This is a genomic window from Catellatospora vulcania (assembly GCF_009720385.1).
Lineage (GTDB): Bacteria > Actinomycetota > Actinomycetes > Mycobacteriales > Micromonosporaceae > Catellatospora > Catellatospora vulcania.
This window is the reverse complement of record NZ_WARX01000025.1, coordinates 45194-60625: the sequence shown is the minus strand read 5'-3', so window position 1 is coordinate 60625 and position 15432 is coordinate 45194. Positions and strand designations below refer to the sequence as shown.

The following is a 15432-nucleotide window of genomic DNA, read 5'->3' as shown; positions in this document are numbered from 1 at the left end:
CACGCGGCACGGCACTTTCGGGGAAACTGCACGAATCCACGCCTCCGAAGCCGCACTTTCCCCGAAACTGCGACCCGGGCGCGGGCGCGTCGCGCGGGCGTGCATGGCGAATGCCCCGGACCGCCGTGTGGCGGGCCGGGGCGTGGGGGGAGTGGGTCAGGCGATGGACTCGCGCAGGAGGGTGGCGAGGCGGCGTACGCCCTCTTCGAGGGTGTCGGGGTCCAGACCGCTGCAGGACAGGCGCAGCGAGTGGTGGCCGCCGTCGGTGTAGAAGAAGCTCATGGGGGTCCACAGGACGCCGTGGCGGGAGGCGGAGACCTCCAGGAGCTTCTCGTCGGCGGGGATGGGCACGTCGACCATGGCGAAGAAGCCGCCGGCGGGGACGTTCCAGGAGATGCCCGCCTCGTCGCGCCAGGGGGCGGGCAGATGCCGGTCGAGGGCGTCGAGCAGGCGCAGCAGGTTCTGGCGGTAGAAGGCGATCTTGTCCACATTGGCCGCCTTCAGGCTGCAGCCGGACTCGACCAGGAGGCCGCCGACCACGGCCTGCGCGATGGGGGAGGTGTTGACCGTGACCATGCTCTTGATCGCGGAGAGCTCCTCGGCCAGCAGGGTGCGGTGTCCGGTCGCGTCGACGACGGTCTGGTCGGCGACCAGGAAGCCGATGCGCGCGCCGGGGAAGCAGGACTTGGCGAACGAGCCCAGGTAGATCACACGCTGGTCGCGGTCGAGGGACTTCAGCCGCGGCCGGGGCCGGTCGTCGAGGCCGAACAGGCCGTACGGGTCGTCCTCCAGGATCAGCAGGTCCTCGGCGGCGGCGACGTCGAGCAGCGCGTGCCGGGCGGGCAGGTCCAGGCAGCGGCCGGACGGGTTGGAGAAGTCGGGCACCAGGTACAGCGCGCGGGGCCGGCGGCCCTGGGCGCGCACGGCGCGGGCCACTTCGGCGACGCGGGCCGGGTCGAGCCCGTCGGGGCCCTCGGGCACCGGCACCACGTCGATGTTGAGCACCCGGGCCGCGCCGGTGATGCCGACGTAACACGGCTCGGCGGCCAGCAGCACGTCGTCGGGACCGGCGCACAGCCCGCGCAGCGCCATGATCATGGCTTCCTGGCAGCCCGCGGTCACCGAGATCGCCTCGGCGGGCACCTCGATGCCCTCGTCGATGGCGAGCATGCGGGCGATGAGCCCGTGGATCTGGCCGTTGGTGCGGCCGTACTGCATCAGCGCGCGGCGGATCTGGTCCGGGGTGCTGCCCTGGTCGCCCAGGTACGCGACGTACACGTCGAGGTAGCGCTTGATGTCGGCGGTGTCGTAGAAGCCCTCGTACGGCCGCCCGGCGGCCAGTGAGATCGCGTCGGGGTAGCGCCCGGCGACCTCGTTGAGGAAGTTCATCGAGGCGGCGACGGGATCGCTCACCGAGGCGTGCATCGCCTCCTTGACCAGCTCCACCGGCTTGCCGGCAGTTCGCGACAGCGGGGCTCGCTCCGCTCGCTCCTCGCGCTTCACCATGATGATCCGCTCCGTTCAGGCGTCGCGGCGGTCGGGCAGCAGCACCGCGTCCCGGCCGATGTCGGCCAGGCGCGGCCGCCCGGCCAGCGCCATCGTGTGCTCCAGCTCGCCGGTGAGCATGGTCAGCAGCCTGGTCACGCCGTCCGCGCCGTCGACGGTGAGCGCCCACAGCGCGGGGCGGCCGACGAGCACCGCGCTCGCGCCGAGGGCCAAGGCGACGAAGACGTCGCGGCCGTGGCGTACGCCCCCGTCGAGCAGCACCGGGCAGCGGCCCGCGACGGCCGCGACCACCTCGGGCAGCGCGCGCAGCGCGGGCACCGCCCCGTCGAGCTGGCGTCCGCCGTGGTTGGACACGATGATCGCGTCGGCGCCGTGCTCGACGGCGCGGTCGGCGTCGGCGGCGGTGAGCACGCCCTTGAGCACCAGCGGCAGGTCGGTGAGGCCGCGCAGCCAGGCCAGGTCGGCCCAGGTGACGGTCTGGTCGAAGGTCTGCGCCGCGTGCGCGGCGATCGCCGACTCGCCCTGGTGGCGCTCGTGCGTGGCCGCCATGATCGCGTCGTCGAGATTGACCGCGCGGATGCCGGGGTCGACGGCGAAGCCGTTGCGCGCGTCGCGCAGCCGCTGCCCGATGCGCGGCGCGTCGACGGTCAGCACGAGTGCCCGGTAACCGGCGTCCTGGGCGCGCCGGGCCAGCTCGGCGAGTACGGCGCGGCGGCGCAGCCAGTACAGCTGGAGCCAGAGCGGGCCGGTCGCCGCCGCGGCGATGTCCTCCAGGCTGCGGCTGGCGAAGATGCTCACCACGAACAGTGCGCCGTTCGCGCCGCGGGCCGTGGCGACCTCGCCGTCGGGATGGGCCAGCCGGTGGTACGCCGTAGGCGCGATCCCGACCGGTGTGGTCAGCGCGTCGCCGAGCAGCTTGCCGGCGGTGTCGCAGACCGAGACGTCGACGAGCACCCGGGGCCGCAGCTCGGCGCGGTCGAACAGGCGGCGGTTGGCGTGCAGGGTGAGCTCCGCGCCGCTGCCGCCGTCGAGGTAGTCCCAGACGTCCGCGGGCAGCCGGGGTTGGGCGAGGGCGCGGTAGTCGTCGGTGCGCAGGATCGGCAACGGACCTCCACAGCTTCGTACCCGTCCGCGGCCCACGCTAAAGGAGCCGATCGACGGCGCACAATACCCGGTGATCATTATTGAAGTGATTGTCGTAAGAATGATTTAGGTACCGATTTCAATAGGTGCCACCCGTGATGTGTCGGCACAGTGACACTCATTGCCGTCTATTGGGACAGTTCACGACGAGTTTTCAGAAGATCAATATTGAGGGACTTCACTGCTGAGTCAACAATCGCTACAGTCCCTAACGCGCCACTAGAACGCTCCGGTGACAGACCATGCAGACATCGGAGCGCGCTGTGCCGCGCCCTTCAAGGCCCGAGGAGGAGGTGGATCATGGAGGTTGCGAAGAAGGAGGTTGCCGCGCGCGAGGTTGCCAAGCGCGAGGTTGCCAAGCGTGAGGTTGACGGCGTGGTCGCCTGACCCGCCCTATGAACCGGGGCGCGGCTTCGCGCCGCGCCCCGGCCCCCGCGGCCGCTGCCCCTGGCGGCCGCGGCATACCGCGCCGTGCGGCGGCTACGCTCTGACGCCATGAGCAGGGCGGGACGCGGGCAGGACGCGCTGACGCTGCTGCGCCGCGCCGAGCACGTGCTCTTCGCCGCGCTGCTGGCGATCGGCGCGGGCGAGGCGTGGGCCGACGGCGGGCACCGCGCGGCGGTGCTGCTCACGACGGTCGCGGTCGCCGCGTGGTACGCCGTGGGCATGGCGCTGTCGCGCCGCGCCGCCGGAGTCCGCATGGCGCTGCTGTGGCTGGTCGTGCTGACGGCCGGCTGGATCGTGCTGCTCGCGCTGTCGCTGTCCTTCGTCTGGCTCGCGTTCGCGCTGTACCTGCTCTGCCTGCAACTGCTGCCGCCCCGCGCCGGCCTGCCCGGCACGGCCGCGCTCACCGCGATCGCCGTCGCCGCGGCGGGCGCACACCGCGGCGGCCTGGACTCCGGCACCGTGCTCGGCCCGGTCTTCGGAGCCGCCGTCGCCATCGTGATCACCGCCGTCTACCGGCGGCTGCGCCGGGAGAGCGAGGCCCGCGCCGAACTGGTCAGCGAGCTGACCGCCGCGCAGGAACGGCTGGCCGCCACCGAACGCCGCGAGGGCATCCTCGCCGAACGCGAGCGCCTCGCCCGGGAGATCCACGACACCGTCGCGCAGAACCTGTCCAGCATCATCCTGCTGCTGCGCTCGGCCCGCGACGCCGCCGACGCCGGCCCGCAACTGGAGATCGCCGAGCATGCGGCCCGGGGCGCGCTGGAGGACACCCGCCGGCTGGTACGCGCGCTGGCCCCGGCCGAGCTGACCGGCCGCTCGCTGCCCGAGGCCCTCGAACGGGCCGTCGCCGACGCCCGGCACTTCGGCGTCGAGGCCCGCTTCGTGGTCGACGGCGAGACCGGGCCGCTGCCGACGCCGGTGGCCGTGGCGCTGCTGCGGGTCACCCAGGCCGCGCTGGCCAACGTGCGGGCACACGCCCGCGCGGCCACCGTCGTGGTCACCCTCGCCTTCCAGCCCGCCGCGGTACGCGTCGACGTCGCCGACGACGGCGTCGGCTTCGACCCGAGCGACCCGGCCGCCTCCCCGTCCTCGGGCACCGGCCTCGGCCTGTCGGCGATGAACAGCCGGCTCGCCGAGGTGGGCGGCGCGCTGGTCGTGGAGTCCACACCCGGGGAGGGCACCGCCATCAGCGCCACGGTGCCGCTGCCGGTCCAGCGGGAGGCCCGGTCGTGATCAGCGTGCTGCTGGTGGACGACCACCCCATCGTGCGGGCCGGGTTGCGCGCGACGCTGGAGGCCGACCCCGGGCTCTGCGTGGTCGGCGAGGCGTCCGGCGGCGACGAGGCGGTGCGGCTGGCCCGCGAGCTGCGTCCCGACGTGGTGCTGATGGACCTGCAGCTGGGCCCCGGCATCGACGGCGCGGCGGCCACCGCTCGGGTGCGTGAGCTGCCCGAACCGCCCCGCGTGCTGATCCTGACCACGTACGACAGTGACGCCGACATCCTGCGGGGGATCGAGGCGGGGGCGATCGGCTACCTGCTCAAGGACGCCGAACCCGCCGACCTGCTGCGAGGGCTGCGGGCCGCGGCGGCGGGGGAGACGGTGCTGGCCCCGTCGGTGGCGACGCGGCTGGTGTCCCGCGAGCGCGCCCCAGGCATCAGCCTGACTCCGCGCGAGGCCCAGGTGCTGCAACTGGTCGCGGGCGGCCACTCCAACTCCGCGATCGCCCGCCGGCTGTTCATCAGCGAGGCCACCGTCAAGTCGCACCTGGTCCAGGTCTTCGCCAAGCTCGGCGTCGACAACCGTACGGCGGCGACCGCCGAGGGGCGGCGGCGCGGCGTCATCCGCTGAGGCCGGGCCGCTCCACCGGCGGTGGATCGTTTCCGGTTCGATACCTGCGCGGTGTTGCCGCGACGCTGGACCGGCCGCACAGTGACGCCATGCGATGGGGACGGCTGGCAGCGACGCTGCTGCTGGTGGGCGTGCTGGCGGCCTGCGGGCGGTCGACCGTGCCGGCGACCTACCTGGTGACCGAGGTCGACGAGGGCGGCTCCGGCGCCGTCACCGTGCGGGTGGACAGCAGCGTGCCGGATCGCGGCGGCCTCTGGGACATCGACCAGGACGGGCGCCTGCTGGGGCCGAGCGAGCGGCACTTCCTGATGCCCGCGCGCACCTCGGGCTGCGCGGAGCAGGTGTGCTACCGCGTGGTGCCCGGACTGCTGCGGGTCGAGTCGGGCGGCGACGACATCGGCTGGACCACCGCATGGGAGATCGCCGGCGCCGACTACCAGCAGCTCGCCGCAGACTATGCGTTGGTCGGCGAGCGGGCCGGGCACCTGTCGTCGACGTCGATCGTGGTGCGCGAGGTGACCGGCGGTCACGTGGTCTTCGTGGCCAACGGCCGCGACGGTCTGCTCTACCGTTCCGTCAAGGGGATCTGGCACCGGCTGGGCCTGCCCAGAGGCGGCGAGGGCTGGTATTTCGAGGAGCCGCCGCGCCTGGCCTCCGAGCCGCCGCCGGCCGACCCTTCGTGGATCGTGGCTCTGCTCGTGGCCGCCATGCTGGGCGTCGCGGGCGTGCTCATGATGGCGGTCCGGCGGATGTGGCGGGGGTACGACATCAGGCTGACGGCGGGCACGGCGGCGGGCGGCGGGCTGCTGTCGTACGGCGCCTGCCAGGTCCCCGGCGCGGGCATGTTCCCCGCCGCGATGTACGCCGTGATGCTGATCTCGATGATCGTCGTGGTCGGCCTGCTGGTGGTGCTGCTGGGTGTCGGCCGGGGGCGCGCGGCCGCGCCCGTGAACAACTAGCTCGGCCGCCGGGGTGGTCCGCCGGTGCGGCCGACGGCGCGCCGCCGACCGCACCGACGGTCACGGCAGCTCGACCTTCGCCGCCAGGTCCAGCGCGATCTTCTTCGCCTGGGCCAGGGTGAGCGGCGGCAACTGCCCGGTGTAGCCGGTGCTCTCCATGCCGTACTCCGTGGCGCTGGGGAACTTGGTGATCTCGGTGGCGTTGTCGACGATCACCGTCACCAGCAGCTTCTCGGCCGGCCGGACGACGATCACGACGAGCGCCCGGTTCGGCTTGCCGTCGCTGCTGCCGTCGCCGGTGGCGGGCACGGACAGGATGCGCTCGCCGCCCGGCCCCGTCGACTGCGTACAGGCGGCGGCCACCTCGCTGGCACAGGTCTCCTTGCCGTCGCCATGGCGTGCGGCGACCGTGATCGTGCCGGTCCGGCCCGCGGCGGTGATCAGCTGGATGGCTCCGACCTCGCCGTTGTCCGTGAACGACTCCTGGAAACGCAGGTCACCGGCGAGCTGTGCACCGGTCGCGGCCCGCTGCAACGCGTCACGGACTGCCGCTGCCAGGCGTTCCTCCAGGGTCCTCGGTGCCGCCGGTGACGGCGACGCGTGGTTGGAGGGCGACGGGGACGGGAACGCCGACGGCGAGACCGCGGCCGACGCCGAGACGAGCGCGGACGGCGACGGCGAAGGGGCCGACGGGGCGCCGGACGACGCGACGCCGAGCGGCGAGCCGCCCGGTCCCGCGAGCACCAGGCCCGAGGCGGCGGCGACCAGGGTGACGGCGAACGCGGCGGTCACCGACGCGCGGCGTACCCGCTGCTGCCGGGCCCGGCGCAGCACGGCTGCCAGCCGGTCGGGCGGCGGCGGCAGCGGCGGCACCGCGTCGAGGACGATCCGGCGAATGTCCTGTTCGGTCATGCTGGTGCTCCTTCCGGCACGAGGGACAACAGATCCGGGTCCGCGCGCAGTGCGGCCAGCGCCCGCGACGCCAGCACCTTCACCGCGCCCGGGGTGCTGCCGAGCAGTTCGGCGACCTCGGCCACCGGACGGTCCTCGACGTAGCGCAGCACCACGACCGCCCGCGCCCGCCGCGACAGGCGGCCCAGCGCCCGGGTGACCGCGTCCCGGGCGGCCACCGCGCTCGCGAGGTCGCCTTGACTCGGCCGTTCCGGCAGTTGCCCGCTGGGCGTCTCGGCCCGCCAGCGCCGCCGCCACCAGGAGACGTACGTGGTGAAGACGACCCGGCGCACGTACGCCTCGGGGCTGTCGGCGCGCTCGACCGCCGACCAGCGCCGCCAGGCCTTGGCCAGCGCGGTCTGCAGCAGGTCCTCCGCCCGGCCGGCGTCGCCGGTCAGCAGCCAGGCACTGCGCAGCAGCGCGTCGGACCGGGCCGCGACGAACTCGGCGAAGCCGCGTTCGAGGTCAGGTGGTGCCATGTGTTCTCCCCATTCCCATGCCCCCCATGACGCTCCGGCGGTGCCCCGAGGTAACACCCGCTGTGCCCGCGCCGGCCGATCATGGAAGGGTGGACCTGCGGCGGCGACCTCGCGGCCGGGAGCGGAGCGGAACATGCGGGTCAGCATCGCCAGCGAACCGGCCACGCCGGGCGCGGTCAACCTGGACTGGGCGGGGGCGTTTCCCCGGCTCGCGGTGGTGCTCGACGGGCTGACCGAGAGCCCGCAGACCGGATGCGCCCACGGCACCGCCTGGTACGTGGCCCGCCTCGGGGCCCGGCTGCTGCGCCGCCTGAACGGCCCGACGCCGCTGGCCGACGGCCTCGCCCTGGCCGTGGAGGAGGTGGCCGCCGAGCATCCGCGCTGCGACCTGCGGCACCCGGGCTCACCCGGCTCGACCGTCTCGATCGTGCGGCAGACGCCGCAGGGCGCGGAGTATCTCGTGCTCGCCGACTCCCCGGTGGTGCTGGACACCGCGGACGGCCCGGTCGCCGTCATCGACGACTCGTGGAAGGCGCTGGCGACGCCCGACCTCGCCGCCGCCGCCGACCGCGGCACCCGCGACGACCTGGCCCGCTTCATCACCGACCAGCAGGCCCAGCGCAACACCGCGGGCGGCTACTGGATCGCCCGCACCGAGCCGGAGGCGGCCGGTCACGCGCTCACCGGCACGGTCACCGGCGTACGCGGCGCGGTGCTGGCCTCCGACGGCGCGGCCCCGCTCGTCACGGACTACGGACTGCTGGACTGGCGTGGTTACCTTGACCTCGGCTACCGCGAGGGCCCGACCGGCATCATCGCCGCGACCCGCGCGGCCGAGCGCGCCGACCCCGACCGCACCCGCTGGCCCCGCCAGAAGGTCAGCGACGACGCCACCGCCGCGGTCTGCCTGTTCGACACCACCCGGGAGGAAGGACCCCTGCCATGACCGAGAGCCTCTACTCGGGCGAGAAGTTCACCGACGAGGAGTCGGCCTTCCTCCGCCACGTCCGCTTCGGCGCGCTGCCCACCCGCCCCGCCCCTGACGACCTGGTCCCCGGCACCGAGTCCGAAACCGACCCCCGCCCCGACACCCCGCCAGACCTCAACCCCGCCATCCAGGGCTGACCCCCCACCCCACCCCCGCAGGAACGATCTTGCGCGGACTGTGGGTATGACACGGGCTCAACGGTCATATGGGCAACACTTCGCGCAAGATCGTCGCGATCATGCGCGTGGGTGCGGCGGTGTGGGGGAGGGGTCAGCGGCCGTGGGAGGTGCGGGAGCGCTGGACCAGGGCGTCGATGACCACGGCGGCCAGCAGGACGGTGCCGGTGACGATGAGGCGTACGTCGGAGGAAAGGCTCAGTAGTTCGAGGCCGTTGGCGATCGAGCCGATGACGAGTGCGCCGAGCAGCGGGGCGTAGCGGCGGGTCCGGCCGCCGAACAGGCTGGTGCCGCCGATGACGGCGGCGGCGATCGCGTTGATCAGCGTCTCGCCGCTGCCGGACTGCTGGTTGGCGAAGCCGAGCCGCATCGCCGCGACCACGCCGCTGACCGCAGCCAGGGTGCTGCACAGCGCGAACACCGAGATGCGGATCCAGTCGACGTTGATGCCGGCGCGGCGGGCCGCCTCGATGTTGCCGCCCACCGCGAAGATCTTGCGCCCGTACGCGGTGCGCCGCAGCAGCCAGTCGAAGAAGATCACCACCAGGACCATGAACACGAAGGTCCACGGCACACCCCGGTCCAGGTAGAGCTTCGCGACGACGAGCTGGAGCAGCACGAACAGGATCACCGCGACCGCGATCGGCAGCCACAGCGGGATCACGGGCAGCTCGGCGGCGGCCCGGCGGCGCCGGGTGAGCAGGCTGAACAGCAGGTAGAGCACGGGCACCAGGGCGGCCAGCACGATGGCCAGTCCGCGCGGCACGAAGGAGAACTGGGCCCAGCGCACCAGCGTGCCGGCCGGGGGCAGGTTGATGGTGCCCTGCTCGCCGAGTACGCGCAGCTGCACGCCCTGCCAGATGAGCAGGCCGGCCAGCGTCACGATGAACGACGGCACGCCGATCTTGGCGAAGATGGAGCCCTGGATCGTGCCGACCAGCGTGCCGACGAGCACGGCGACCAGCACCGCCAGCAGCGGCGTGAAGCCGTCGTTCACGTGGGTGACCAGCAGCACGGCCGCCGCGAGGCCGCTCACGGAGCCGATGGACAGGTCGATCTCGCCGAGCATCAGCACCAGCGTGATGCCGGTCGCCATGATGCCCAGCGCGGCGATCTGCAGGCACAGGTTGACCAGGTTGAACGCGTTGAGGAAGGTCGGGTTGAGACTCTGGAACACGATCACGATGAGGATCAGCCCGATGATGATCGGCAGCGAGCCGATGTCGCCGGTGCGCAGCGTCTGCAGCCAGCCGCCGACCGCCTCCTTCGGCGTGCTCAGCTCCGTCGCCGGGGTGGGCGGCGGCACCGCGGGCTCGATCACCGGGTCCGCCATCAGGCACCGCCCTCCGCCGAGCCGGCCGCCAGCGGGTCGTCGCCGGCGGACTGCTCGCGCAACCGGGCCACCCGCTCGGAGACCACGTTCTGGGTAGCCCCGGTGATCGCGGCGATGATCTGCTCGTTGGTGACGTCGTGGATGCGGAACTCGCCGTTGTTGCGGCCGAGCCGCAGCACCGCCACCCGGTCCGCGACCGCGCGCACGTCGACCATGTTGTGGCTGATCAGCACCACGCCCAGGCCGCGGTCGCGCAGCCGCTCGATGAGGTTGAGCACCTGGGCTGTCTGCGCCACGCCGAGCGCCGCGGTGGGCTCGTCGAGCAGCACCACCTTCGGGTCGCCCAGCAGCGACCGGGAGATCGCCACCGTCTGCCGCTGCCCGCCGGACAGCGCCGCCACCGGCAGCCGCACGCTGGGGATGCGGGCGGCCAGCTCGCGCAGCAGCTTGCCACTGCGCCGCTCCATCTCGACCTCGTCGAGCGACGCCCCGCGCCGCAGCTCCCGGCCGAGGAAGAGGTTGTTGACCACGTCCAGGTTGTCGCACAGCGCCAGATCCTGGAACACGGTCGCGATGCCCAGCTCCTGCGCCGCGTGCGGCGACTCGACCCGCACCTCACGCCCCGCGAACACGACCGTGCCGGTGTCCGGCGGGCTCACCCCGCAGATGGCCTTGACCAGTGTGGACTTGCCCGCGCCGTTGTCGCCGACGAGCGCGACCACCTCACCCGCGTACACGTCGAGGTCCACCTCGGTCAGCGCCTGCACCGCACCGAACCGCTTGCTCACCCCGCGCAACGCCAGAATCGGCTCCCTGACCCCACTCACCGCCCACCCCCTCAAGAAAGGAAGGGCACCTTCACATCGCTATACATAGAGGAAGGTGCCCTTCTTAACGCCTGCCAGGAAACGAGGCAGGTCAGGTCAGGCCGGCGGCCTTGCAGGCGGCGGAGTACGCCGAGGTGCAGATCTGCTCGACCGTGTAGAGGTTGTCGGCGACCACGGTCTGCTTGACGTTCTCCTTGGTCACCGCCTGCGGTTCGAGCAGGAACGACGGCACGTCGACCGCGCCGTTGTTCACGGTGCGGTCAGTGCTCGGCTTCTCGCCCTTGAGCAGCGCGACCGCCAGCTCGGCGGCCTGGTCGGCCTCGGGCTTGAACGCCTTGTAAACGGTCATGTACTGGTCGCCGCCGACGATGCGCTGGATGGCGGCGAGTTCGGCGTCCTGGCCGGTGGTCGGCGGCACGGGCGTGATGCCGGCCGCCCGCATCGCGGAGATGGCGCCGCCGGCGGTGCCGTCGTTGGCGGCGTACACCCCGACGAACCCGTCCTTGCCGAGCTGGGCGATCTGCCCTTCCATGAATTTCTGCGCGTTCTCGGGCTTCCACTCGGGTGTGAAGAAGTCGGGCGTCGGCACGGTCTTGAAGCCGGAGGTGTCCAGCGCCGAGTGCGCGCCCTTGTTGAACAGCTTCGCGTTGTTGTCGGTGGGCGATCCGTTGATCATCACGATGTCGCCGGACGTCTTGCCCAGTTCCTTGAGCCGGTTCACCAGCGTCTCGCCCTGCAGCTGGCCGACGCGCTCGTTGTCGAACGAGATGTAGTAGTCGACCGGCGCGTTCTGGATGAGCCGGTCGTACGAGATCACCGGCACGTTCTTCGACTTCGCCAGCGACACGATGGTCGCCGCCGCCGCACCGTCGACGGGGTCGAGCACCAGCACCTGGGCGCCGTTGTTGAGCGCGGCCTCGGCCTGCTGCTGCTGGCGGCTCTGGTCCTGCTGCGCGTTGCTGTAGATGATCTCGCAGTCGGCGCACAGTTCCTTGACCTTGGCCTCGAACAGCGGCCGGTCGTGCTGCTCGTACCGGGTGGTCTGGGATTCGGGCAGGAGCAGTGCGATCTTGCCGCCGCCGGCCGTCGAGCCACCCGAGTTGCCGCTCTCGCAGGCGGCAGCGCCGAGGGTGACCAGGAGCGCGGTGGTGATGGCGACTGCCAGGCGCCGCGAAGACATGCGAACCTCCTGCACGGCCGGCTCGCCGGGCGCGTCGGCACGGGATAGGCGAATACGAGCGATCCTATAACTCACCTATTACGTAAATGTCCGCATTCGCGAATTCTCAGGTGATCGTCAGACTTGCCAGGCACATGGGCGAAAAGCGTGCCCAAGATACGCACACCTGCCCAGCAAGTCCGACGATCAACGGCGCACGGCGCACGGCGCACGGCGCAAAGCCCGCGCCGGGCGGCGGGGTCAGGTGCGGGCGACCTCGATCTGGAGTTCGGTCACGCCGTTCTCCGCGTTGTCCGGCACGTAGTCGAGGTAGACCTCGCGGTGGTAGCCCACCGTGCGGTAGCCGTTCTGCTCGACCCAGCGGGCCAGCGCCTGGAGGCTGTACAGCACGTCGTCCATCGGACCGCGGTGGATCACCGTGGCGGCGTGGATCGCGGGCAGGTCGACGACGGCGAAGTCCTGGCCGGGCACCGGGTCGGCGGCCACCTGCAGCGCCGCGTGGACGAGCACGGCGTCGCCGTCGGGCTCGTAGTATGCGATGGCCGGGGCGCTCAGCGGGCTCACCCCAGCCTTGTCCAGGCGCCGCATCAACTCGGGGTACAGCGGGGAGATCGTCGGCCCGATGTGCTCGGGGCCGTAACCGGCGGCGACGGCGGTGAGTTCGGCGACCCGCAACGGAGCGACCTGCTTGAGGGTGATGTCGTGGGTGGCCATGCGGCCCTCCTTCTCGATCATCCGGAGCCTCGCCTCGACCATGGCCAGCCGCGCAGTGTCCGCCGCGACCTGCGCGGCCAGCTCCTCGCGGCGCAACCGCAGCATCCCGCGCAGCTCGGCGACGGGGACCTGGTCGTCCAGGATCGTCTGCACCTGCTGCAGGGTGAAGCCGAGGCCTTTGAGTGCGACCAGCTTGTTGAGCCGCCACAACTGGTCGGCGCGGTAGAGCCGGTACCCGCTGGCCGGGTCCACGGACGCCGGCGGCAGTAGCCCGAGCGCGTCGTAGTGGCGCAGCATGCGGACCGACACGCCGCCGAGCTTGGCGAAGTCTCCGATGGTGAACATGTCGAGAACCACCCTGGAGGCTGACATCGTGTCAGGGTCAAGCCCATCCTGCCCTCACCGGCGACCGGCCGGGCGGACGAGCGGTCCGGTGGACGTGTACCCCGGACAGGCGAGTGGCCCGGATCAACGATGATCCGGGCCACTCGTCGGGGGGAGGGATGGAGGTATGGGGGATGGGTGGTGCGCCGCCCGCCGTGGCGGGCGCGTCTCAGCAGGAGGTCTGGATCCCGCGGTCGGCCAGCCAGCCGTCCGGGTTGATCTGGTTCCACATGCCCTTGTGCACCTCGAAGTGCAGGTGCGGGCCGGTCGAGTCGCCGGTGGAGCCTTCCAGGCCGAGGATGTCGCCGGCCTTGACCTCGTCACCGACCGACACCTTGTCCTGCGACATGTGGGCGTAGTGGGTGAGGTAGCCGTTGTGGTGGTCGACCACGACCGAGATGCCGTATCCGCTGTACGCCCAGCCGGCGCTCACCACGGTGCCGGCGCCGACGGCGCGGATCGGGGTGCCGCTCGGCATGGCGAAGTCGATGCCGGCGTGCAGCACGCCCCACCGCTGACCGAAGCAGGACGTCACCTGGGCGCCCTTCATCGGGACCAGCCACGCCGGCCGGGGGGCGGCTGCGGGCTTGGGGGCGGCCTTCACGGTGGCCGGCTTCGGCTTGGTCACCGTCGGCTTCTTGGTGGTGGTCGTTTTGGGCTTGGTCGTGGTGGTCTCCACCGGGGTGGAGCGCTGCGACCGGGAGGCGTCGTCGGCGACGGCCTGCCGCTCGGCGAGCGCGTCGATGGTCGCCACGCTGGTGATCGCCTTGACGGCGTCCGCGGGGGCGGGATCGCTGTCGCCGGCGTTCGCCGCGCCGCTGATCAAGCCGAAAACGCTGACCCCGGCGAGGGCGGTGACGGCCAGTGCCTGGCGGGAGTGCCGGGCGAGACCTCCGCGAACCATTCCGCCGGTCTGGGCGAGGCGGTCGCGGCTCTTGTCGAGGGTGCCGGGGACGCTGTGCTTGCCACGTTTGAAGTAAGTCACGGGGGTTGGGGGCCTTTCCGTCATCACCTTTGATTCGGGATCGCCCATACTGCCTGCTCAGTGACTGGACTCACCACCGCAGCCAGGAATCATCTGCCCTGATGGGTGAACTTTCCTCCCCTTCTAGGGGCTTACTGGTCGGTTCATCACGTCTTGCGATGTTGTGATCTGCGTCACACCATGTCCGAATTGCTGGCATTTACCCCTACGGGCTGGCCTCAGGGAAGGGTCTTTTTATGCCATCAAAGCTCCACTCAGACGGCGAAATCGCCACTAAATGGAGCTTTGATCTTGGGGGAAATTTCAGCTCAGCATGACCGGCAGCTGGTCGAGACCCCGTAGCAGCGCTCCGGGACGCCAGATCAACTCATCCAGCGGCTGGGAGGCGCGCAGCTTCGGGAACCGGTCCAGCAGGCCGTTGAACGCGATCTCCCCCTCCAGCCGGGCCAGCGGCGCGCCCAGGCAGTAGTGGATGCCGTGGCCGAACGCCAGGTGCTGGTTGTCGGCCCGCGCCGGGTCGAAGCGGTCCGGGTCAGCGAAGGCGTTCGGATCGCGGTTGGCCGACAGCAGGCTGACCATGACGACCGCCCCGGCCGGCACGGTCACCCCGTCGAACTCGACGGGTTCGGTGGCGATCCGCAGGGTCGCGGTCTTCACCGGGCTCTCGTACCGCAGGAACTCCTCGATGGCGGGGGAGATCAGCATGCGGTCCGCGCGCAGCCGAGCCAGCTGCTCGGGGTGGCTCAGCAGCAGGTACACGCCGTTGCCGATGAGGTTGACGGTGGTCTCGTGCCCGGCGAGCAGCAGCAGGAACACCAGCGAGGTCAGCTCGTCCTCGGTCAGCCGGTCGCCGGAGTCGGCTGCCGAGACCAGTGCGGACAGCAGGGCCTTGTCGGGCTCGGCCCGCTTGCGCTTGACCAGCTCGCGCACGTAGTCGTTCATCGCCGTCGCGGCCGCCAGCGCGTCGCCCTGCGCCAGCGCGCTGGCGATGATCGTGTTCGACCACTGCCGGAAGCTGTCCCGGTCGTCCATGGGCACGCCGAGCAGCTCGCAGATGACCTGCAGGGGCAGCGGGAAGGCGTACTCGCCGATCAGGTCGACCTCGTCCCGGCCGGCGAACCCGTCGAGCAGCTCGTCGGAGATGCGCTGCACGTCGGGGCGCAGGTCGGCGATGCGGCGGGCGGTGAACGCCGACGAGACGATACGGCGCAGCCGGGTGTGGGCCGGCGGGTCGTTGCTGAGCATGTGCGAGTCCATCGCGGCACGCAGCTCGACCGGCCAGCCACCGCTGGTGCGGATCGGGGCGCCGGACACGTTCTTGCTCAGCCGGGGGTCGTTCAGGGCGCGGCGGGCGTCGTCGTGCCGGGTGATCAGCCAGGCGTTGAAGTTCGGGGCCACGGCGAACTCGTGCGCGGGGGCCTCTTCGCGCAGCCGTGCATAGATCGGATGAGGGTCGGACGTCGCTTCAGGACCGAACGGATGCATAGTGCGAACGTTAGCAATCGATGTC

Annotated in this window: 15 protein-coding genes; 5 read left to right on the top strand and 10 right to left on the bottom strand. The window is 71.7% G+C overall.

The window, feature by feature from the left end:
* Nucleotides 1–156 precede the first annotated feature (156 nt).
* Complete coding sequence (locus tag F6W97_RS34770) at nt 157–1506, bottom strand: aminotransferase-like domain-containing protein (protein ID WP_230687232.1); 1350 nt, start codon at nt 1504–1506, stop codon at nt 157–159.
* Nucleotides 1507–1521: 15 nt separating this feature from the next.
* Nucleotides 1522–2604, bottom strand: a complete 1083-nt coding sequence (locus F6W97_RS34765) for an alpha-hydroxy acid oxidase (RefSeq protein WP_230687241.1) — start codon at nt 2602–2604, stop codon at nt 1522–1524.
* A 540-nt stretch (nt 2605–3144) separates the two neighbouring features.
* On the opposite strand from F6W97_RS34765, the gene F6W97_RS34760 reads away from it, so the two are divergent.
* The 3 genes from F6W97_RS34760 (at nt 3145) to F6W97_RS34750 (ending at nt 5905) form a co-directional block, all read left to right on the top strand.
* Nucleotides 3145–4329 (top strand): sensor histidine kinase, encoded by a 1185-nt coding sequence (locus F6W97_RS34760; RefSeq protein ID WP_155374811.1) that lies wholly within the window; start codon nt 3145–3147, stop codon nt 4327–4329.
* Complete coding sequence (locus F6W97_RS34755) at nt 4326–4946, top strand: response regulator (protein ID WP_155374810.1); 621 nt, start codon at nt 4326–4328, stop codon at nt 4944–4946. Before F6W97_RS34760 ends, F6W97_RS34755 begins: the two co-directional genes overlap by 4 nt.
* Nucleotides 4947–5035: 89 nt before the next feature.
* Nucleotides 5036–5905, top strand: a complete 870-nt coding sequence (locus F6W97_RS34750) for a hypothetical protein (protein WP_155374809.1) — start codon at nt 5036–5038, stop codon at nt 5903–5905.
* A 60-nt stretch (nt 5906–5965) separates the two neighbouring features.
* Here F6W97_RS34750 and F6W97_RS34745 read toward each other — a convergent pair whose 3' ends face one another.
* Nucleotides 5966–6817 carry a hypothetical protein gene (locus tag F6W97_RS34745; RefSeq protein ID WP_155374808.1) on the bottom strand — a complete coding sequence of 284 codons (852 nt, stop codon included), beginning with the start codon at nt 6815–6817 and terminating at the stop codon, nt 5966–5968.
* Nucleotides 6814–7335: a SigE family RNA polymerase sigma factor gene (locus tag F6W97_RS34740; RefSeq protein WP_155374807.1), complete on the bottom strand. Its 522-nt coding sequence runs from the start codon at nt 7333–7335 to the stop codon at nt 6814–6816. Before F6W97_RS34740 ends, F6W97_RS34745 begins: the two co-directional genes overlap by 4 nt.
* Before the next feature lie 133 nt (nt 7336–7468).
* Here F6W97_RS34740 and F6W97_RS34735 point away from each other — a divergent pair, with 133 nt between their 5' ends.
* Both F6W97_RS34735 and F6W97_RS34730 read left to right on the top strand, forming a co-directional pair.
* Complete coding sequence (locus tag F6W97_RS34735) at nt 7469–8281, top strand: protein phosphatase 2C domain-containing protein (protein WP_155374806.1); 813 nt, start codon at nt 7469–7471, stop codon at nt 8279–8281.
* Entirely contained in the window at nt 8278–8460 is a 183-nt protein-coding gene (locus F6W97_RS34730; protein WP_155374805.1) for a hypothetical protein, read from the top strand. Before F6W97_RS34735 ends, F6W97_RS34730 begins: the two co-directional genes overlap by 4 nt.
* Nucleotides 8461–8593: 133 nt before the next feature.
* On the opposite strand, the gene F6W97_RS34725 is transcribed toward F6W97_RS34730, so the two are convergent.
* The 6 genes from F6W97_RS34725 to F6W97_RS34700 form a co-directional block, all read right to left on the bottom strand.
* A complete protein-coding gene (locus F6W97_RS34725) occupies nt 8594–9832 on the bottom strand; it encodes a sugar ABC transporter permease (protein ID WP_155374804.1) in 1239 nt (412 codons plus the stop codon).
* Nucleotides 9832–10659 carry an ATP-binding cassette domain-containing protein gene (locus F6W97_RS34720; protein WP_230687231.1) on the bottom strand — a complete coding sequence of 276 codons (828 nt, stop codon included), beginning with the start codon at nt 10657–10659 and terminating at the stop codon, nt 9832–9834. Before F6W97_RS34720 ends, F6W97_RS34725 begins: the two co-directional genes overlap by 1 nt.
* A gap of 91 nt (nt 10660–10750) precedes the next feature.
* Nucleotides 10751–11839 (bottom strand): sugar ABC transporter substrate-binding protein, encoded by a 1089-nt coding sequence (locus F6W97_RS34715; RefSeq protein ID WP_155374803.1) that lies wholly within the window; start codon nt 11837–11839, stop codon nt 10751–10753.
* A gap of 240 nt (nt 11840–12079) precedes the next feature.
* Entirely contained in the window at nt 12080–12898 is an 819-nt protein-coding gene (locus tag F6W97_RS34710; protein ID WP_155374950.1) for a MerR family transcriptional regulator, read from the bottom strand.
* A gap of 208 nt (nt 12899–13106) precedes the next feature.
* Entirely contained in the window at nt 13107–13922 is an 816-nt protein-coding gene (locus F6W97_RS34705; RefSeq protein ID WP_230687230.1) for a M23 family metallopeptidase, read from the bottom strand.
* 303 nt (nt 13923–14225) lie between these two features.
* Nucleotides 14226–15407 carry a cytochrome P450 family protein gene (locus tag F6W97_RS34700; protein WP_155374802.1) on the bottom strand — a complete coding sequence of 394 codons (1182 nt, stop codon included), beginning with the start codon at nt 15405–15407 and terminating at the stop codon, nt 14226–14228.
* Nucleotides 15408–15432 lie beyond the last annotated feature (25 nt).